Origin of the sequence: Domibacillus iocasae (assembly GCF_001750285.1) — a bacterium.
In the GTDB taxonomy this organism is placed as follows: Bacteria; Bacillota; Bacilli; order Bacillales; family Domibacillaceae; genus Domibacillus; species Domibacillus iocasae.
Window position 1 is genome coordinate 447,679 of sequence record NZ_MAMP01000022.1, and the last position, 19,712, is coordinate 467,390.

Genomic DNA, 19,712 nt, shown 5'->3' on the forward strand with positions numbered 1-19,712 from the left:
TTGACATTTGCAAGGAGAATAGAACGAATGTATGATAAAGTGGGGTGATAAAATGAATTGGAACGGAAAAGATGCTGCGCTGTTTCAGCAGCAAAAAGAGTACATTGACACCGCGATTGTGCCGCTCGTCCCGGCTGATTTTGGTGAGGGGATGATGCAGTCGGCGGAACAGCATGAGTTTATTGGACTGCTGGTTGCTTTTCTTGAACGACAATTTAAAGGAAGAGTGCTTGTAACACCTCCGCACGCTTATTTGCCGGATGGGGCAGTAAAAAAAGAAGGGGTAAAACAGTGGTCGGAAAAGCTTCGGTCAACCGGATTCAAGCATGTGTTCTTTTTTACAGCAGATCGTGCTTGGCGGGACACGGATGAGGAATTGGAGGCGGTGGTACTTTGGATTCCATCGGTGCCTCTTGGTGATATGGAAGATGGAATGAAGTATTCGTTGATCGAAAACCAGGCGAAACAAATTGTCAACATTATTGTTGAAAAATGGCAGGGTAATACAGAATAATTCGAAAAATCGTCACATTCGAAAAAACGTTTTCATTCCGGAGGTTATTGACCTGCTATCCTGTATCGATTATCATAATAATGTCCTAGTTTATGTTTATGCTCATATACGGTCCAATGCGGACGAAGCTTATTGTACAGAGGGGGGAAAAGAATGAGTAAACAACCTGTATCAAGACGCCAGTTTCTAAACTACACGCTCACAGGTGTAGGCGGTTTCATGGCTGCGGGCATGCTGATGCCGATGGTTCGTTTCGCTGTTGATCCAGTGCTGAAAGGAGAAGCGGCCGGCGATTTCCATCCGACACAGCAAAAAGTGGCTGATTTAACAGATGTACCGGTGCGCGTTGACTTTTCTTACGAGCAAGTAGACGCTTGGTATACGTCTGAGGTGACGAATACGGCCTGGGTTTACAAAAATGACAAAGGCGAAATCGTTGCGTTGTCACCGATTTGTAAACATCTTGGCTGTACGGTGAGCTGGGAAGGCAATGATCATGCCAATCAATTTTTCTGTCCTTGCCATAATGGTTTGTATGAAAAGAGCGGGAAAAATGTTCCAGGGACACCACCGCTTAAACCACTTGATGTGTATCCGACAGCTGAAAAAGACGGCCTGCTGCAGCTCGGCAAGCCAGAGGCAAACAATATCGTGTAAAGGAGGCGTAATACATGCTCAATAAAATTTATGACTGGGTGGATGAACGTCTCGATATTACGCCAATGTGGCGCGATATTGCAGACCATGAAGTGCCTGAGCACGTCAACCCGGCCCATCATTTTTCAGCATTTGTGTATTGTTTTGGCGGTTTGACGTTTTTCGTCACAGTCATCCAAATTTTGTCCGGAATGTTCCTGACAATGTACTACGTGCCGGATATTAAAAATGCATGGGAATCTGTTTATTATTTGCAAAATGAAGTTGCGTTTGGCGTTATTGTACGCGGCATGCACCACTGGGGCGCGAGTTTAGTTATTGTTATGATGTTTTTACATACGCTTCGTGTGTTTTTCCAGGGAGCATACAAAAAGCCTCGTGAATTAAACTGGGTTGTCGGCGTATTGATTTTCTTCGTTATGCTCGGTCTCGGTTTTACAGGCTACCTGCTTCCGTGGGACATGAAAGCACTCTTTGCGACAAAAGTAGGAATCGAGATTGCGGCTTCAACACCGCTGATCGGTCATGAATTGAAAGTATTGCTTGCTGGACATCCTGATATTGTTGGAGCACAGACATTAACACGTTTCTTCGCGATTCATGTCTTCTTCCTGCCGGCTGCGTTACTTGGCTTAATGGGCGCCCACTTTATCATGATTCGTAAGCAGGGTATTTCCGGACCGCTGTAAAAAAAACGGGTATACTTGTTTTAGTTTAAACTAATAAGAAAAGTATATATTTTCAATATTGTCCAGCTCCAGGCGCCATCAGCCCGAGGGCCCACACAATATGGGTCACAAAGGTGTTGCGGCACGATGCCGTGACTTGTTAGCCTTTCATAAGCCAAGCCCTTCTGGAGGCACAAAACACCTCCGCCAGTACTCGTCTTATGCTTGTTGCTGATCATCGGGCGCCTTGCACTTTTCTTAATTAAAAGGAGGGGAACGCAATGCATCGTGGAAAAGGGATGAAGTTCGTTGGGGATTCACGTATTCCGGCTGAACGAAAACCAAATATTCCAAAAGATTATTCGGAATATCCAGGCAAAACAGAAGCCTTCTGGCCAAACTTCCTTTTGAAGGAATGGATGGTTGGGGCGGTCTTCCTTATCGGTTATCTTTGCTTAACAATCGCTCATCCATCACCACTTGAGCGTGTCGCGGATCCGACAGATACCGGCTACCTGCCGCTGCCTGACTGGTATTTCTTATTCTTGTACCAATTACTTAAATACACATATGCATCAGGACCTTATAATGTGATCGGCGCCTTTATTATTCCAGGGCTTGCCTTTGGTGGTCTTATGCTGGCTCCATTTATTGACCGCGGACCAAAACGCCGTCCGCTTGATCGCCCATTTGCCACTGGCTTTATGCTGCTTTCTCTTGCATCAATTATTTTCCTTACTTGGGAATCGGTTGATGCAGTTGACTGGGAAGCGAAAGAAGCGCAGGGGGCAATCGTTGAAGAAGCGGCGATTGATACAAATTCTGATGGGTTTAAAATTTATCAGGAAAACGGCTGTATTAACTGTCACGGTGATACGTTATCGGGCGGGGCAGCTGCACCATCCCTTATCGGAACAGGCCTGACACCGGAAGAAGTCGCGGATATTGCGAAAAACGGTAAAGGAACAATGCCGCCGGGAATGTACAAAGGAAATGATGAAGACCTTGTGAAGCTGTCTGAATTCATTTCAACACTCGAAGCAGAATAATCAAAAAGGACTGTCCGACTTGCTCGGCGGTCCTTTTTTTCGATGGAGGTGTCTGGATGCTATCTTTTTTTTTATCAAACCGTTCGTTGATGTGGTTGCTTTTTCTCATTAATTTACTTGGCACGATTTATGGCTACATATGGTATATGCCACAGCTGAAGCAAACAGATCCTATTTTTCTTCCGTTCGTTCCAGATAGTCCGACAGCGAGCTTGTTTTTTACGATTGCTCTGTTTGGTCTGTTTCTCGGCCGGCAGTGGGGACTCATGCAGGCATTAGCGGTTATGACGTTGTTTAAGTACGGTATTTGGGCTGTTGTTATGAACATATTGACGCTTATGGTGACTGGAAATCTTTCCTGGCTCGGCTGGATGCTTGTTGCCTCTCATCTTGGGATGGCTGTACAAGGATTGCTTTACGCGCCATTTTTTCGGGTAAAGCCGATTCACCTGATCATTGCATCAGTCTGGACCGTACATAATGAAATCATTGATTACGTGTATATGCAGTACCCGGTTTATTCGCAGCTTCATTTATATATTCAGGAAATCGGCTACTTTACTTTTTGGCTTAGTATCCTGTCTATCCTGGTCACATGGTGGGTATGTGTCCGTTCAAACCGATTAATCTGGTAACAAACAGCATCATTTCACTGCCCATCCGCATATACTAAGGAAGCGGATGGGGGGAGAGAGAATGGAAAAAGTCATCGCGTTTATATGGAGTTTCCTTCTCATATTTGTGCCGGTCAGCGGAGCAGAAGGGCTGAATCCGGAGAAAAAAGAACAGATTGTTCATGTCACAGCTTTAACAGGCGGCGTGATTGTGACATCGCTTTTATATACAGGAAGAAAAAAATATAAAGGGATGAAAAAGAAAGATAATCGCAAGCGTAATCTTTGACGCATGGGGGTATTAATCGTTACAATAGACTTAAGAAAAAATAAGATAATACTATGGAGGTAGATGGATTTAGATGATCTGGATCGTTTATTTTGCCCTGCTGATCCTATTGCCGCTTTGGGCGCAATTTAAAGTGAAAAGCACATACAAAAAGTTTTCAAAAGTACCGGTTTCAACAGGTATTACCGGTGCAGAAGCAGCACGCCGCATTTTAGATGACAATGGCTTGCAACACGTAAAAGTAGTAGAATCACATGGATTTTTAAGTGATCATTACAACCCGATGACGAAAACGGTTAATTTATCACCAAACAATTTTCACGGCCATTCGATTGCCGGTGCAGCTGTTGCAGCGCACGAAGTCGGCCACGCGATTCAAGACAAAGTCGGCTATGCGTTTCTTCGCTTCCGCCACGCACTTGTGCCGGTCGCAAATATTAGCTCAAATATGTCGTGGATTTTCATTATGATCGGGATTTTCGCTCAAGCAACCAATATGCTTTTGCTCGGGATCGTTTTAATGGCAGCTGGTGTCTTGTTCCAAGTGGTGACATTACCGGTGGAATTTAATGCATCCAACCGAGCGATGGATCAAATTGTTGCGTCAGGCGTCATCCGCAATGATGAAGAACGGGAAGCGCGTAAAGTGTTAAATGCAGCCGCAATGACATATGTTGCAGCCGCAGCGGTAGCAGTTCTTGAACTTGTCCGTCTTGTGCTGATGTATACAGGCATGCAGCAAAGCGAAGATTAATTAAGAAAGGCGGAAGGTGCCTGGCATATCGGCGACAAGCATAAGGCGAGCGCTGGCGGAGACGCTTTTTGCCTCCAGAAGGGCTTGTGGAACGAAAGCTAAGAACGCAGCTTCCTTCTGCCACGCTTAAAGCTGCACGTCCTGTGGCATTCGCCTGACTAGGCCATCTAGGCCGTCGCAACACTTTTGTGACCCACATCGTGTGGACCTCGGGCTGATGGCACCTGGTGCTGGACACTGTTCAAAAATATATACTTTCTTAATCTTTTGAAAAAACACCGGATCAGTTCTCCGGTGTTTTTTACTGTTCAATCGGCTGCTTATTCTCATCGAGCGTAAATCCTTCACCAAAAACATCATGAACGACCGTGACCGATACAAAGGCATGCGGGTCGACAGCATGGATAATGTTCTTCAGCCGGACTATTTCATTTTTGCCGACAACGCAGTAAAGGACGTCACGCTCTTGTTTGGTAAATGATCCGTATCCTTTTAAGATGGTCACGCCACGATCCATCCGTTTATTAATTTCTTCGGCAATTTCCTCATGAGCGGAAGAAATAATCATCGCCCCGCGTGCCGCATACGCGCCTTCCTGCATAAAATCAATAACACGGGCGGCCGTAAACACGGCAACAAGTGTGTACATGGCTTCCCGATAATCGATGTATGTAAGAATCGAGGCTATAATGACACATGCATCAAATAAAAACATCGTTTTTCCCATACTGACCTGCCGATATTTATGGACCAGCCGTGCGATAATGTCAACCCCGCCTGTTGTACCGCCATATCGGAATGTAATCCCGAGCCCGACACCGATAAATACCCCGGCAAACAATGCCGCAAGAAACAAATCATCGTGCAACGGAATATGGAACTGCCAGCGCTGGAAAATCCATAAAAATAATGAAACGCTGAATGTGCCAATTAACGTATAGTAAAACGACACGCGGCCGAGCAGCTTCCACCCAATAAGGAAAATGGGAATATTTAAAATCAGATTGGAGTAGGAAGGGTCAAGGTCAAACAAGCTGTACAATAGAAGGGTGATACCGGTGAAACCGCCTTCAGCCAAATTGTTTTGCATGTTAAAATGAACAAGTCCGAACGAAAAAATGGCTGATCCGATTAAGATAAAGATGGTATTTTTTACTTTTATGCCTCGCTTCATAAAGTTCTCCTTTTTTTATAATGACGAATGAAAAGAAAAAATTGCACTGTCCTTATATAATATGTACCATATAGGAGAGAGAAAGTGGTGAAAAAAATGGATAAATCAATGCGTGACATGCAAAAAGAAGTAGATGGCTATATTAGTCAGTTTAAAGAAGGCTATTTCAGTCCGCTTGCCATGGTGGCGCGCCTTACAGAAGAAATGGGCGAACTGGCCCGTGAAGTGAACCATTATCACGGAGAAAAGCCAAAAAAATCAACGGAAGAAGAAAAAACGATTGAAGAGGAACTTGGAGATGTCCTGTTTGTAGCGATTTGCCTGGCGAATTCGCTTGACATTGATCTGCAGACAGCACACGACCGGGTGATGCATAAATTCCAGACGAGAGACAAAGACCGCTGGACCAAAATTGAGGAGGAAAAATAAATGAGCAGCATTCGTGTCATTATTGCGGGCCCACGCGGCCGCATGGGATTGGAAGCAGTAAAAATGGTGATGGAAACACCGGAATTTGAACTGGTGGCGGCACTTGATCGGAAACATGGCGGAGAAACACTGGAAGATATCGGGTTCAACGGTTCACAGGCACCGATTTATACCGATGTGAGAGATTGTTTTTCAGAACATCCGGCAGACGTCCTCATTGATTTGACGACGCCAGAATTTGGCTATATACATACAAAAACAGCGCTTGAACATGGGATTCGCCCTGTTGTCGGAACGACCGGCTTCACTGATGAGCAGCTGTCAGAATTAAAAGAACTGGCAGAATCAAAAGAGCTTGGCTGCATTATCGCACCAAACTTCGCAATTGGCGCTGTCTTAATGATGAAATTCTCGCAAATGGCCGCTAAGTATTTCGGTGATGTGGAAATTATCGAGCTCCATCACGATAAAAAACTCGATGCTCCGTCCGGAACAGCTGTGAAAACGGCGCAAATGATTAGCGACATTCGCGAACCGAAAAAACAAGGACATCCGGATGAGAAAGAAACGATTCCAGGTGCACGCGGCGCTGAAATGAACGGCCTGCACATTCATAGTGTCCGACTGCCGGGATTAATCGCCCATCAGCAAGTGATGTTTGGCGCTGATGGTGAAACGCTGACGATCCGCCACGATTCGTACAACCGGGCTTCTTTTATGTCGGGCGTTAAAGTATGTGTAGAAACCGTTATGCAAACAAAAACGCTCGTATACGGCCTTGAAAATATTTTAGATTAATGGGGGGGGTTCCGATGAACATTGCACTTATTGCACATGATAAGAAAAAAGATGACTTGATTGAATTTGTGGATCTTCATAAAGATGTTTTCGGCTATCATACGCTTTTTGCGACGGGAACGACGGGAACCCGTGTAATGGAAAAAACCGGTCTGAATGTGCATCGTTTTCAATCAGGACCGCTTGGAGGCGATCAGGAAATTGGCGCGCGGATTGCCCGCGGGGAAATGGACTTTGTTTTTTTCTTCCGTGATCCGCTTACAGCACAGCCGCATGAGCCGGATGTAACCGCGCTCGTTCGTCTTTGTGACGTCTATTCTGTGCCGCTTGCGACGAATCTTGGAACGGCACGTGTATTAATTGATGGGATTATTGAAGAACAGAGTGAATGATCGGCAGGGGAAAAAGATGGGATTAAATATTGGCATTACATGCTACCCGACAGTGGGCGGGTCAGGTGTTGTCGCAACAGAGCTTGGCAAGCTGCTGGCGGAAAAAGGGCATACGATTCACTTTATTACATCGGCCGTTCCATTCCGGTTAAACCGGGTGTATCATAATATCTTTTTTCACCAAGTGGAAGTCAATCAATATTCGGTTTTTCAGTATCCTCCATATGATATTGCCCTGGCGAGTAAAATAGCCGATATCATACAGCGGGAAAAGCTTGATATTTTGCACGTCCATTATGCGATACCACACGCCGTGTGCGCGATTTTAGGCAAACAAATGGCGAAATCGAATGTGAAGATTGTGACGACGCTGCATGGCACAGACATTACGGTACTTGGATCGGATTCCGCGCTCACGCCCGCAATTAAATTTGGCATTGAACAGTCGGATGCAGTAACGGCTGTGTCTGATTCTCTCGTTAAGCAAACGAAGGATATGATCGCGCCGGAAAAAGAGATTGAGACAGTATACAACTTTATAGATGAGCGGGTGTACCGTCCGGTTGCAGTTCATCATTTAAAAAAAGAATTCGGGATTAGAGACGATGAAAAAGTCGTGATTCATGTGTCCAATTTCCGTGCGGTGAAACGTGTGACAGATGTAGTAAAAGTGTTTGCCAATATCGCGGAGCAAATGCCTGCGAAACTGCTTCTTGTTGGAGACGGACCGGAGATGACGGTCGTTTGCCGGCTCGCGGAATCACTCGGATTGGAAGGACAGGTGTTATATCTCGGCAAGCAGGACAATTTAGAAGAATTGTACGCAATTAGTGACATAAAGCTATTGTTGTCAGAGAAAGAAAGCTTTGGCCTTGTGGCGCTTGAGGCGATGGCATGCGGCGTACCGTGCATCGGAACGGATGCAGGCGGAATTCCGGAAGTGATTGAAGATGGAGAAAATGGATTCGTCCGCCCCGTTGGTGACATTGAGGCGATTAGCGAAGCAGCCTTCCGTTTGCTGACGGATGAATTATTATACGAACGCATGAAACAGCGGGCGATCGAAACGGTTCAGGAACAATTTCATTCCTCGGATATCGTACGTCAATACGAGAGCGTCTACTACAGTCTGCTAAAGGAGAATATTCATGATTGATCATCCTTTTTTTCGGCAGGCACTTCCGATAGTTGAACGACTTGAAGCATCCGGTTATGAGGCATACTTTGTTGGCGGGGCGGTCCGTGATCTTTTTTTAAGCCGCCCCATTCATGATGTAGACATTGCCACATCGGCGACACCGTCTGAAGTGAAAAGCCTCTTTACCCATACCGTCGATGTCGGCATTGATCACGGCACCATTCTTGTTTTACATAACGGTACTGGGTTCGAAGTGACGACGTTTCGAATCGAATCTGAATATAGTGATTTTAGACGACCGGATCATGTTGAATTTGTCCGGTCTCTTTATGAGGATTTAAAGCGGCGCGATTTTACGATGAATGCGATGGCTATGAATAAAGCCGGGAAATGGATTGATCCGTTTCACGGGAAAGACGATATGCAAAAGGGAATTGTTCGGACGGTTGGCCGTGCAGCCGAGCGTTTTTCTGAGGATGCACTTCGAATGATGCGGGCGGCACGATTTGTAAGCCAGCTGTCTTTTAACCTTGATAAAGAAACGAAAAAAGCAATGGAAGAACATGCGCCGCTGCTTGGACATATTGCGGTTGAACGAAAGCTCAATGAAATAGATAAATTGCTGGCCGGACGTGACAGGCGCCGTGCATTGTGGGCGTTAATTGAAACAAATCTCTATCGTTTTTTACCGGGATTACGTGAGCAAAAGGAGGCGTTTATTCGGTTAGCAAAACTGCCGCTTGAACCGTTAACGGTGGAACAAGTTTGGGTAGTAATGGCTTATTTGTGTGCAAATCACGATGCGGCGCCATTTTTAAAAGATTGGCGCCTGCCGCAAAAAAGAATCAAGCGAATTGTTCAAAGTATCCGCACGTTAAAGCAGCTGAAGGCAGAAGGCGCCAGCGATTGGCTGTTATTTCAGTCAGGACTCCAGTCGGCGGTTGACGCTGCAATAGCAGCCGCTGTTTTGTCTGGGCAAGAAGTGGATCTAAAAGAAGTAACAAGCCGCTTCGAATCGCTCCCGATCAAAAGCCGGCACGATCTTGCGATTACCGGAAAAGAACTGATGGAGTGGGCGGACAAACCGCGCGGAGTGTGGATAAAAGAAGTGCTTGAACGAACAGAAAAAGCGGTTATTGCCGGTGATGTCCGGAATGATCGAATGGAAATTGAAAGGTGGCTGCGCACATGCAATCTTCTGTAAAACATAAGCTGCTTGAAGTATTTTCAAAAGCAAATGGTGATTTTGTGTCCGGCCAGGCGCTGGCAGACAGTATTGGCTGTTCGCGGACAGCGGTCTGGAAGCATATTGAATCGCTGCGGCATGAAGGCTTTGAACTCGAAGCGGTACGCAACAAAGGCTACCGGATTACATCAAAGCCGGATAAAGTGAGTGAAAATGAATTATTGATTGGACTTGAAACAGAACGCCTCGGTAAGCATGTAGTGTTCATGGAAACAGTTCAATCCACGCAAAAGGAAGCGCATAAAATTGCAGAAGAAGCAGCAGAAGGGACGCTTGTCATTGCGGAAGAGCAAACAGCAGGACGCGGCCGGATGACACGGCCCTGGCACTCTCCGAAATATACGGGCATTTGGATGAGCCTTATTTTAAAACCGGATTTGCCGCCGGTTAAAGCGCCGCAGTTTACGCTGATCGCAGCTGTTGCCGTGGCGGAAGCGATCCGTGACACAGCTGGGCTGAAGCCGGAAATTAAATGGCCGAATGATCTGCTATTGAATGGGAAAAAAATCACCGGTATTTTAACAGAATTACAAGCGGATTCAGATCGTATTCGTTCGATTATTATTGGCATTGGGATGAATGTGAATCAGTCCTCTTTTCCGGATGAGCTGGCAGGCATTGCCACGTCACTTGCAATTGAAAAAGGAGAGCCAGTGCCGCGTGCAAAACTCGTTCAAGCTATTTTGAAAAACATGGAAATCTATTATGCGGAATATATAGAAAATGGTTTTGGTGCCATAAAAGAAAAATGGGAGTCATTTGCCGTTTCAATTGGACGGCAGCTTATTGCCCGCACAATTGGCGGAACGATTCGCGGGAAAGCGCTTGGCATTACAGAAGAAGGCGTGCTGAAGCTTCAAGATGAAAACGGCATCATCCATGATATTTATTCAGCGGATATTGAAATCGAACAGTAGTCAAACGAAGGGCTGCCTGTTATAATAGTCGTGAACAGGGCGGTATCATATTTGAGCTGCACCGCGTTCACCCAAAATTCATGCATGATAATAAGACAAATACTGCCTTGATCCGGACGGACAGGGACAGAGGGTCGAAACATTCATCCGTTTATAACGGGGTCCTTCTGCTCTTTTTCAGGCAAAAGGACCCTTTTTTGTTGTTTCGTCTCCTCTAATAAAAAGGAGGAAGCAAAATGAAACGAACAGCAGATTTCAGCAAGATGAAAACGAAACAGGACAAAATTGCCATGATTACAGCGTACGATTATCCGTCAGCAAAGCAGGCAGAAGCAGGCGGTGCGGACCTCATTTTAGTCGGTGATTCGCTGGGCATGACAGTGCTCGGGTATGACTCGACCGTTTATGTGACAACGGAAGATATGTTGCACCATACGAAAGCGGTAAAACGGGGCGCACGTGATACGTTTGTCGTCACAGATATGCCGTTTATGACATATCACGTAAATAAAGAACAAACGTTAAATACGGCCCGCATGCTCATGCAAAGCGGGGGAGCCGACGCGGTAAAACTGGAAGGTGCAGATGAAATTGTGGACCGTGTGCGTGAATTAACAGCTGCCGGTGTTCCGGTTTGTGCGCATCTCGGGCTTACCCCTCAGTCTGTTGGCGTGCTTGGCGGCTATAAAGTACAAGGGAAAACAGCGGAAGCGGCGCAGCGGTTGCTCGAAGATGCAAAAGCAATGGAGCAGGCAGGGGCGTTTATGCTCGTTTTGGAATGTGTCCCGCACCAAGTCGCACAGTCTGTTGCCGGGGCACTTCAGATTCCAGTCATTGGAATCGGTGCGGGGGCCGAAACAGACGGCCAAGTACTTGTCTACCATGACATTATGCGCTATGGCGTCGGCCGGACAGCAAAGTTTGTAAAAAGCTATGCGGATTTTGACCAGGACGGAATCAAAGCGGTTTCTTCTTATGTCACGGATGTGAAAACAGGCGCGTTTCCGGAAAAAGCGCACACCTTCACAATGAACGAAGACGAATTAGGCCGGCTTTATGGAGGCGTGCACTCATGAATATTATCCGGACGGTTGCGGATTTAAAAAAAGAAGTCCGCTATTTTCAATTAGATAACCAATCAATCGGTTTCGTACCGACGATGGGTTTTTTGCATGAAGGACATTTAACACTCGCCCGTGAGGCACGCAAGGAAAACGACGTCGTGATTATGTCTATCTTTGTTAATCCGCTTCAATTTGGGCCAAATGAAGATTTTGAACGGTATCCGCGGGACGAAGAGAGGGATATGGCACTAGCAAAAGAAGCGGGCGTCGATATCTTGTTTTTGCCGTCTGTTGAAGAAATGTATCCAGATGAGCCGTCGGTGACGCTGACGGTCCACAAACGAACAAACGCCCTATGTGGCTTATCACGTGTTGGTCACTTTGATGGTGTGGCCACCGTGGTCATGAAATTATTTCATTTAACTGAAGCGGACCGGGCATATTTCGGCAAAAAAGATGCACAGCAGCTTGCTGTTATTCACGGACTTGTAGACTCGTTAAACGTGCCGATCGAAATTGTGGGGGTTGACACTGTAAGAGAGCCGGATGGACTGGCAAAAAGTTCACGCAACGTGTATTTGCTGCCCGAAGAGCGGGAAAAAGCGCCGGCGATTTACAAAGCGCTTCAGCTCGTGGCCGCTTCCATTGAAGCGGGTGAAACGAATACCGGCCATTTAAAGCAGCAGGCACGCAGCATGTTGGAAGAGCAAACCGGTGCAGAAGTCGATTATGTAGAGATTTTATCCTATCCGGAATTAACAGCTGTTGATTCAATCAGCGGCACAATCATTGCAGCCGCTGCAGTAAAGTATAAAAATGCCCGGTTAATCGATAACGTGATTTTACCGATGAAAGGAAGTACGCTATGTTTCGCACAATGATGAACGGGAAAATTCACCGTGCAACGGTGACGGAAGCCAACTTAAATTACGTGGGCAGTATTACGATTGATGAAGAGCTGCTTGATGCAGCCGGCATGATGCCAAATGAAAAAGTGCAGATTGTGAATAATAATAACGGTGCGCGCCTTGAAACGTATATTATCCCCGGTGAACCCGGAAGCGGCGTCATCTGCTTGAACGGAGCCGCTGCACGTCTTGTACAGCCAGGCGATACGGTTATTATTATTTCATACGTTTTAGTGGCCGAGGAAAAGGTGAAAGACCATAAGCCGAAAGTGCTCATTATGGATGAAAAAAACCGCATTGCCAATCTCCTGCATCAAGAGCCGGCCGCAACCATTATGTAAATTTAAAGCCGCTGTTTATCCAGCGGTCTTTTTTTATGGTAAACTGATAAAGAATTTACTTAAAGGTGTGTTTGCCGTGATCAACGATGTACGATTTATAGTGGCTGATTTTGAAACGACCGGCCACTCTCATGCAAGCGGCGGCCGTATTATGCAGGCGGCTTTTGTTTCCATTGAAGAAGGCCGGATTGAAGGCCAATACAATACATATTTAAATCCGGATGCGCCGATTCCGCCCTTTATCCAGGAATTAACCGGGATAGACGAAGAAACGGTCCAACAGGCACCGTTTTTTAAGGACGAAGCCGGGCATTTTCTGCATTGGCTCGCGGATTCAGTTTTTGTGGCGCATAACGTATCTTTTGACTTAACATTTTTAAATAGTGAACTCGAAGCGGCCGGACATCCGCCCTTTACCGGTTTTTTTATCGATACGGTCGAACTCGCAAAAATTGTGCTGCCCGCTTCAGACAGTTATAAGCTTGGCGATTTATCCGGTCAATTTGGGCTGAGCCACGGGCAAAAGCACCGGGCAGACAGTGATGCATATGCGACAGCAGAACTGTTTATTCAATTGGTGGAACGTTTGGAAGTACTTCCCCTTGTGACAATTGAACAATTATTAAAGCTGTCATCCGGCTTAAAAAGCGATATTCATTTACTGCTTTCCCGTATTGCGGCCGAGAAAAAACAACGCGTGGAAATGCTGTCTGATCAGTGGACGGTTTATCGGGGGCTTGCGCTTCGAACGAAAAAGCAGCCGAAAAAACGCACAGCAGATGTGTCGATTTCATTTCCTGAAAACGAAGAAGAAAAATGGATGCTGCTTTCTAGTGTGCCTGGAATGGAGCGCCGGCATGGACAAATGCAGATGATGAATGCCGTGCAGTATTTTTTTGAAAAAGGAGAGCATGCCATTATTGAAGCAGGCACCGGGACGGGTAAGTCGCTCGCCTATTTGCTGCCGGCTATTTTTGAAAGCCGGCGGAGCGGCAGGCCAGTCGTTGTATCAACGTACACCGTCCTTTTGCAGCATCAGCTGTTAGAACGGGAGCTTGCTAAGCTGCAGATGATGCTGCCGTTTGATGTGAAAGCAGCGGTATTAAAAGGAAAGCGCCACTATTTGGATTTGTCCCGATTTGTCCGGTCGCTTCGGGAAAAAGAACGAAATTACGATCGGACAATAACGAAAATGCAAATGCTCGTCTGGCTGCTCCAAACGGAAACCGGTGACGGCGATGAATTGAATTTATCGTCAGGCGGGGCCTTGTTTTGGAAAGAAGTGTGTCAGGCAGATGATTACATGAACAAAGCAAAACAAGCGTGGCGCAAGCATGATTTTGCCCACTACGCAAAAGAAGTGGCGGCGAACGCTGACATTATTGTCACGAACCATTCGTTTTTAATCGCTGATATGAAAGCGGAAAAACCGCTTCTGCAGCCAGGGGGCTCTATCATTATTGACGAAGCCCACCGGTTTGAAAAAGCAGCAAGAGAGCGTCTTGGACAGGAATTGTCGCTCGCACATTTAAAGTTTTTACTCGGAAAAATGGGATCGGCGGAAGATCGGCGCCTTTTGTATCATATAAACCGAATTGAATCAAAGCGCCTCGGTGCCCGGCCGTCTGAAAAAGTGACGGCCGCGACGACCGCTGTTTTCGCAGAAGCGGAAGAATGGTTTGGCGTTTTATCAGCGTTTTTTGAACGGCAGACGTCTCGAATGAATCACTCTAAGCGTCAGCAGGCGATTACGGAGGCAAGCCGAAACACAGCAGGCTGGCAGCAAGTCGAGTATGGCGCTGAACGCTTATACAAGCTGCTGTCACGCTTAATAGAAGCTGTAGCAGAGAAAATAACGCCTATTGTGGATATCCGCAAGCAGCTGTCTGCCCGGGATGAATTGTATGTAGATGATACACTTTTATTTTTAGACCGGTGCCGAGGCTGGAACGAGCGACTGTTCGAGTTCATTTTTCGTCCGGACGAAGAAGAGGTGATTTGGATGGAAGGAGACGTCCGGTCGCTGGCGAATACATTGACAATCCGTACGCAGCCTGTCCAGCCGGGATCACTTATTCAGGATTACCTGCTGAGTCGGCATCATGTGCTGTTTACTTCAGCAACACTGACTGTTGAACAGTCTTTCCGCTTTTTTGCGGGCGAAATGGGACTGACGTCTTTTTCATACAGTGAATATATGATTCCATCACCATTTGATTATGCGAACCATTGCCGCATTGTGATTCCGAATGATGTACCGGAAGTGAAAGAAACGGATAATGACTCCTATGCGCAGGCGGTTGCAGATTATATTATTGCGGCAGCGGAAACAGCGGGCGGCCGCATGCTCGTCTTGTTTACATCGTTTGATATTCTGAAAAAAACGCATGATTTTATTCGTGAAACAGAACTTCTGGCTGAATATGCGATTATTGCGCAGGGCATTACAAATGGCAGCGTCACCCGGCTTGCGAAAAACTTCCGGCAATATGACAAAGCAATCCTGCTCGGTACGGGCGCGCTTTGGGAAGGAATTGATATTCCCGGCGAAGACTTGTCTGTGTTATTTATCGTTCGGCTTCCATTTGCGCCGCCCGATGATCCGTTTGTCGCCGCAAAAAGCCGGCAGCTGAAAAAAGAAGGGGAAAACCCATTTTCCGCTTATTCGCTGCCACAGGCGATTATTCGTTTTCGTCAAGGCTTTGGCCGGTTGATCCGCACAGAGTCGGATCGGGGAGTAGCAGTTCTGTTTGACCGCCGCGTGCTGTCAAGCCGGTATGGGAAAGCGTTCCTGGAATCCATTCCGGACGTACCAGCGAAGGAGCTCGATATTGCCGGCACGATGGAGCTTATTGAAAAATGGCTGCCCGGAGAAAATTAATTGCATGAAGGATGGCCATTCCTGCTATAATTTGAGCCAGGAGGGATTTTTTATGGAGTCAAAAGTTGAAGTGCTCTCAACCGTGAAAGTTGAAAATAACGGTGACTTGTATAAGCTTGTTGATACGCTGAATCGGACGCTTAAGCGGGAAAATTTAATGTTTGGTCTTGCGCTTGATGCCGAGGATCAGACAAAAGCAGTTTTTACAATTTATCGAACGTAATGAAGATGTGGTGAATATGCGAACAAACTTTAAAAAATGGTTATTAATAATCGGAATTTCCTTGCTTGTCATTGCGATAATCGTCATTTTCCTGTATAATAATGCACAAAAACCGTATAAAAAAGCGGAAGAGATAGCTGTCGGGCAATTGCAGGAAAAAACCCCTCTTTCGCGCGTTGACGATGTGTATATTTATAACAGTACGACAACGTATTATACGGGAACAGGGCAGGATGAAAGCGGACAGAACGTTGCCGTTTGGCTGGCGAAAGATGGAAAGTCGGAACCAGTGGTCAGTCCGCTTGAAAAGGGCGTGACGGAGGAAAAAGCGTGGGCTCTCTTCAGAGAGGAAGCAGACACTGCGGATATTCTCTCGCTCACGCTTGGCATGGAAGGCAAAACCCCTGTATGGCTGTTTACATTTAAAGATGATAGCGGCCGCTTGAATTACTACTATTTATCGTTTAAGGACGGAACATGGTGGAAAAAGGTTGAAAACATTTAACAACAGAATGGAGAATGGATTCATGGATGTACAATTAGCAGAACGTGTAAAAGCATTAACCCCTTCAACGACGCTTGCAATTACCGCAAAAGCGAAAGAAATGAAAGCACAGGGCATTGATGTTATCGGGCTTGGCGCCGGGGAGCCAGACTTTAATACACCGGACCATATTATTGAAGCAGCCTATGAATCATTAAAAGACGGCCAGACGAAATACACGCCGGCTGGTGGACTCGCCGAATTGAAAAGCGCGGTTATTGATAAATTCAAGCAGGATCAGGGCATTACATATAAGCCGAACGAAATCATTGTAACAACAGGCGCAAAACATGCTCTTTATAATCTATTCCAGGTTATTTTAAACGATGGCGATGAAGTTATCATCCCAACGCCTTATTGGGTCAGCTATCCGGAGCAGGTAAAGCTTGCGGACGGTGTTCCGGTTTATGTGGACGGAAAAGAATCGAATGATTTTAAAATTACGCCAGAGCAGCTTAAAGCGGCGATTACAAGCAAAACAAAAGCGGTTATCATCAACTCGCCGTCTAACCCGACAGGCATGCTGTATTCAGCTGCTGAATTAAAAGCGCTTGGCGAAGTGGCCATCCGTCACAACATTTGGGTTGTATCGGATGAAATTTATGAAAAATTAGTATACGGCGACAATAAACATGTATCCATTGCGGAATTGTCTCCTGAGCTAAAAGAGCAGACGATCATCATCAATGGTGTATCAAAATCCCATTCGATGACAGGCTGGCGGATTGGCTATGCAGCGGGCAACGCGCAAGTTATTAAAGCGATGACAGACCTGGCAAGCCATTCCACATCCAATCCGACATCTACTGCCCAATATGGCGCTATTGCGGCTTATACAGGCACACAGGAGCCGGTAGAAGAGATGAAAAAAGCATTTGAAGAACGCTTAAATATCATTCATGCAAAATTAACGGACATTCCAGGGGTTACGTGTTTAAAACCGCAAGGTGCTTTTTACTTGTACCCGAATGTAACAAAAGCAGCGGAATTAACAGGTCATGCCAATGTGGATGATTTTGTGACGGCACTGCTTGAGGAAGCCAATGTAGCAGTTGTGCCGGGCAGCGGTTTTGGCACGCCGCCAAACATCCGTTTATCGTATGCAACGTCGCTTGAGCTTTTAGAAAAAGCGGTTGAACGCATTGCGGATTATGTGAAAACAAACCAAAAAGGGTAAAAATGATAAGAAAAGCGGTCCATTCGGGCGGCTTTTCTTTTTTGCTTTGTGCTAGTATAATATGAAGCATTGCAAAGGTCGAGGTGGAATGAAAATGAAAGAAAAAGAAATGATGATTCGCTGGATGGAGCAAGGGACCACAAGTGTACCGAACGTGCTGCTTGAAAACTACAAGCGTCTGTCTTTAAATGAACAGGAAATGATGGTGCTTCTGCACATTTACTCCTACTCACAAAAAGGGATCACCTTCCCGAGTTTTGAAGAGCTGTCGAACCGGATGTCGATGTCTGCTTCTGACTGCGCGGGATGTGTAAAAAAGCTGATTCAAAAACAAGTAGTTGCGATTGAGCAGGGAAGTCAGACCGGCTATGAATTTTATTCATTTGAGCCGCTTTGGAATAAGCTCGCCTCTCTATTTGAATCAGAAGCAAGAGGACAGTCTGTCCAGCAGGCAATGGTAGAAGAAAAAGACTTATACAGCTTGTTTGAAGAAGAATTTGGCCGGCCGCTTTCTTCCATTGAATGTGAAACTCTTGCGCTTTGGATTGACCAGGACGGCCATGAACCGCCTGTGATCAAAGCGGCGCTCCGGGAAGCGGTCTTGTCAATGAAGCTGAATTTCCGCTACATGGATCGGATTTTATTTGAGTGGAAAAAGCAGGGTATTAAAACAGTCGAGCAGGCGCGTGAACAAGGGAAAAAGTTTCGTAAGCCAGCGGGAGCCGAGAACGTGTCACGCTCTGAGCATGCGGTGCCGTTTTACAATTGGCTGGAACAATAAGGAGATATCAAGATGCTGAATAAAACCCAAATTCGCCGTTGTCTGGACACATTCGCCGAGATGTTTCCAGGCGCGCACTGCGAACTGAACCATAACAATCCTTTTGAACTGGTTATTGCCGTGGCTTTGTCTGCGCAATGCACGGATGCGCTCGTCAATAAAGTGACGAAAGGGCTGTTCCAAAAGTATAAAACACCGGAGGATTATCTATCGGTGCCACTCGAGGAACTCGAGCAGGATATCCGGTCGATCGGCTTATACCGGAACAAAGCGAAAAATATCCAAAAGCTGTCTCGGATGCTCATTGAAGAGCTTGGCGGTGTTGTGCCTGAAACACAGGATGAGCTTGTGAAGCTGCCGGGCGTCGGCCGTAAAACAGCGAACGTCGTGGCGTCTGTCGCATTTGGCGTCCCGGCAATAGCGGTGGATACACATGTTGAACGGATTTCTAAGCGGCTCGGTTTTTGCCGATGGAAAGACAATGTAACGGAAGTGGAAAAAACGTTAATGCGTAAAATTCCAAAAGAAGAATGGTCGGATACGCATCACCGGATGATTTTTTTTGGCCGGTACCACTGCAAAGCACAGTCGCCAAACTGCCCAGAATGTCCACTGCTTGATTTGTGCAGGGAAGGGAAAAAACGTATGAAGCTTGGTGGTGTTCGCAAATGAACATATTAATTCCGAAAGAGCTTCGTTATTTTTCCGATGAAACGCATACGGAACTGCCGGACTCCGTCAGTTCGTATCCGTATTTTTTATATGAGTTGAACGGTGAAAAGCCGTGGGAATGGGAAAAAAGCGGCCTGCCTTTGCTGGAGTCTGCATGGAATGAGATGGAAAAGGCGCTCGATGAAAAACAGCGCGACCGCAATAAAGATGTGAAAAAAGAAGTTGATGCGTTATTGGCGATGTTTTTTATGGCGCTTTTTTGGACGAACGGACAACCGTCAGCTCCGGTGTTGTGGAAAGAAAAAGAAGCCAATTTTGTTGTAAAGCCGATTAATTTTTTAGAACGATTCACGTACATTGACAGCCGGCCTTATACTTATATGGCCTACCGGCAGTTAATTGAGCTGATGACTGAACTGAAAAAAGCGGCCGCCGTTTATGCCATACGAAAATCCCGATGAATAATTTTCATCGGGATTTTC

24 protein-coding genes are annotated in these 19,712 nt (G+C 46.2%); 23 read left to right on the forward strand and 1 reads right to left on the reverse strand.

The window, feature by feature from the left end:
* The first annotated feature begins 52 nt into the window (after window positions 1-52).
* From BA724_RS13065 to BA724_RS13095, 7 genes are all read left to right on the forward strand, one after another.
* A complete protein-coding gene (locus tag BA724_RS13065; protein ID WP_069939261.1) occupies window positions 53-514 on the forward strand; it encodes a YpiF family protein in 462 nt (153 codons plus the stop codon).
* 153 nt (window positions 515-667) lie between these two features.
* Window positions 668-1,171, forward strand: a complete 504-nt coding sequence (locus BA724_RS13070; protein ID WP_069939088.1) for a QcrA and Rieske domain-containing protein — start codon at window positions 668-670, stop codon at window positions 1,169-1,171.
* Window positions 1,172-1,185: 14 nt separating this feature from the next.
* On the forward strand, window positions 1,186-1,860 hold the full coding sequence (qcrB, locus tag BA724_RS13075) for a menaquinol-cytochrome c reductase cytochrome b subunit (RefSeq protein WP_045851437.1): 675 nt from the start codon (window positions 1,186-1,188) through the stop codon (window positions 1,858-1,860).
* 260 nt (window positions 1,861-2,120) lie between these two features.
* Window positions 2,121-2,888, forward strand: coding sequence for a menaquinol-cytochrome c reductase cytochrome b/c subunit (locus BA724_RS13080; protein ID WP_069939089.1), 768 nt, complete (start codon window positions 2,121-2,123; stop codon window positions 2,886-2,888).
* Window positions 2,889-2,944: 56 nt separating this feature from the next.
* Complete coding sequence (gene lhaT / locus BA724_RS13085; protein WP_069939090.1) at window positions 2,945-3,523, forward strand: lipoprotein heptaprenylglyceryl N-acetyltransferase LhaT; 579 nt, start codon at window positions 2,945-2,947, stop codon at window positions 3,521-3,523.
* 61 nt (window positions 3,524-3,584) lie between these two features.
* A complete protein-coding gene (locus BA724_RS13090) occupies window positions 3,585-3,791 on the forward strand; it encodes a sporulation protein YpjB (RefSeq protein ID WP_069939091.1) in 207 nt (68 codons plus the stop codon).
* A gap of 73 nt (window positions 3,792-3,864) precedes the next feature.
* Window positions 3,865-4,545 carry a zinc metallopeptidase gene (locus BA724_RS13095; protein ID WP_069939092.1) on the forward strand — a complete coding sequence of 227 codons (681 nt, stop codon included), beginning with the start codon at window positions 3,865-3,867 and terminating at the stop codon, window positions 4,543-4,545.
* Window positions 4,546-4,846: 301 nt separating this feature from the next.
* On the opposite strand, the gene BA724_RS13100 is transcribed toward BA724_RS13095, so the two are convergent.
* Window positions 4,847-5,719, reverse strand: a complete 873-nt coding sequence (locus BA724_RS13100; RefSeq protein ID WP_069939093.1) for a YitT family protein — start codon at window positions 5,717-5,719, stop codon at window positions 4,847-4,849.
* A 96-nt stretch (window positions 5,720-5,815) separates the two neighbouring features.
* On the opposite strand from BA724_RS13100, the gene BA724_RS13105 reads away from it, so the two are divergent.
* From BA724_RS13105 to BA724_RS13180, 16 genes are all read left to right on the forward strand, one after another.
* On the forward strand, window positions 5,816-6,148 hold the full coding sequence (locus tag BA724_RS13105) for a nucleotide pyrophosphohydrolase (RefSeq protein WP_069939262.1): 333 nt from the start codon (window positions 5,816-5,818) through the stop codon (window positions 6,146-6,148).
* The gene (gene dapB / locus BA724_RS13110) at window positions 6,149-6,946 is read left to right on the forward strand and encodes a 4-hydroxy-tetrahydrodipicolinate reductase (protein WP_069939094.1); all 798 of its coding nucleotides are present in this window, start codon (window positions 6,149-6,151) and stop codon (window positions 6,944-6,946) included.
* A gap of 14 nt (window positions 6,947-6,960) precedes the next feature.
* Window positions 6,961-7,338, forward strand: a complete 378-nt coding sequence (gene mgsA / locus BA724_RS13115; protein ID WP_069939095.1) for a methylglyoxal synthase — start codon at window positions 6,961-6,963, stop codon at window positions 7,336-7,338.
* Window positions 7,339-7,354: 16 nt separating this feature from the next.
* Entirely contained in the window at window positions 7,355-8,494 is a 1,140-nt protein-coding gene (gene bshA / locus BA724_RS13120) for an N-acetyl-alpha-D-glucosaminyl L-malate synthase BshA (RefSeq protein ID WP_069939096.1), read from the forward strand.
* Window positions 8,487-9,680, forward strand: a complete 1,194-nt coding sequence (locus BA724_RS13125; protein WP_069939097.1) for a CCA tRNA nucleotidyltransferase — start codon at window positions 8,487-8,489, stop codon at window positions 9,678-9,680. The genes bshA and BA724_RS13125 overlap by 8 nt, the downstream gene beginning before the upstream one ends.
* A complete protein-coding gene (locus tag BA724_RS13130; protein ID WP_069939098.1) occupies window positions 9,665-10,639 on the forward strand; it encodes a biotin--[acetyl-CoA-carboxylase] ligase in 975 nt (324 codons plus the stop codon). The genes BA724_RS13125 and BA724_RS13130 overlap by 16 nt, the downstream gene beginning before the upstream one ends.
* Window positions 10,640-10,875: 236 nt before the next feature.
* Window positions 10,876-11,715: a 3-methyl-2-oxobutanoate hydroxymethyltransferase gene (gene panB, locus BA724_RS13135; protein WP_069939099.1), complete on the forward strand. Its 840-nt coding sequence runs from the start codon at window positions 10,876-10,878 to the stop codon at window positions 11,713-11,715.
* On the forward strand, window positions 11,712-12,584 hold the full coding sequence (gene panC, locus BA724_RS13140) for a pantoate--beta-alanine ligase (protein ID WP_069939100.1): 873 nt from the start codon (window positions 11,712-11,714) through the stop codon (window positions 12,582-12,584). The genes panB and panC overlap by 4 nt, the downstream gene beginning before the upstream one ends.
* On the forward strand, window positions 12,569-12,952 hold the full coding sequence (panD, locus tag BA724_RS13145; protein ID WP_069939101.1) for an aspartate 1-decarboxylase: 384 nt from the start codon (window positions 12,569-12,571) through the stop codon (window positions 12,950-12,952). Before panC ends, panD begins: the two co-directional genes overlap by 16 nt.
* Window positions 12,953-13,028: 76 nt before the next feature.
* The gene (gene dinG / locus BA724_RS13150) at window positions 13,029-15,833 is read left to right on the forward strand and encodes an ATP-dependent DNA helicase DinG (protein ID WP_169818550.1); all 2,805 of its coding nucleotides are present in this window, start codon (window positions 13,029-13,031) and stop codon (window positions 15,831-15,833) included.
* Between the two features lie 52 nt (window positions 15,834-15,885).
* A complete protein-coding gene (locus tag BA724_RS13155) occupies window positions 15,886-16,056 on the forward strand; it encodes a YpmA family protein (protein ID WP_069939102.1) in 171 nt (56 codons plus the stop codon).
* 16 nt (window positions 16,057-16,072) lie between these two features.
* The gene (locus BA724_RS13160) at window positions 16,073-16,561 is read left to right on the forward strand and encodes a cell wall elongation regulator TseB-like domain-containing protein (protein ID WP_069939103.1); all 489 of its coding nucleotides are present in this window, start codon (window positions 16,073-16,075) and stop codon (window positions 16,559-16,561) included.
* A 22-nt stretch (window positions 16,562-16,583) separates the two neighbouring features.
* Window positions 16,584-17,777, forward strand: a complete 1,194-nt coding sequence (locus BA724_RS13165) for a pyridoxal phosphate-dependent aminotransferase (protein WP_069939264.1) — start codon at window positions 16,584-16,586, stop codon at window positions 17,775-17,777.
* A gap of 94 nt (window positions 17,778-17,871) precedes the next feature.
* The gene (locus BA724_RS13170) at window positions 17,872-18,558 is read left to right on the forward strand and encodes a DnaD domain-containing protein (RefSeq protein ID WP_069939104.1); all 687 of its coding nucleotides are present in this window, start codon (window positions 17,872-17,874) and stop codon (window positions 18,556-18,558) included.
* 12 nt (window positions 18,559-18,570) lie between these two features.
* Window positions 18,571-19,230, forward strand: a complete 660-nt coding sequence (gene nth, locus BA724_RS13175; protein WP_069939105.1) for an endonuclease III — start codon at window positions 18,571-18,573, stop codon at window positions 19,228-19,230.
* Window positions 19,227-19,691, forward strand: coding sequence for a YpoC family protein (locus BA724_RS13180; protein WP_069939106.1), 465 nt, complete (start codon window positions 19,227-19,229; stop codon window positions 19,689-19,691). The genes nth and BA724_RS13180 overlap by 4 nt, the downstream gene beginning before the upstream one ends.
* Window positions 19,692-19,712 lie beyond the last annotated feature (21 nt).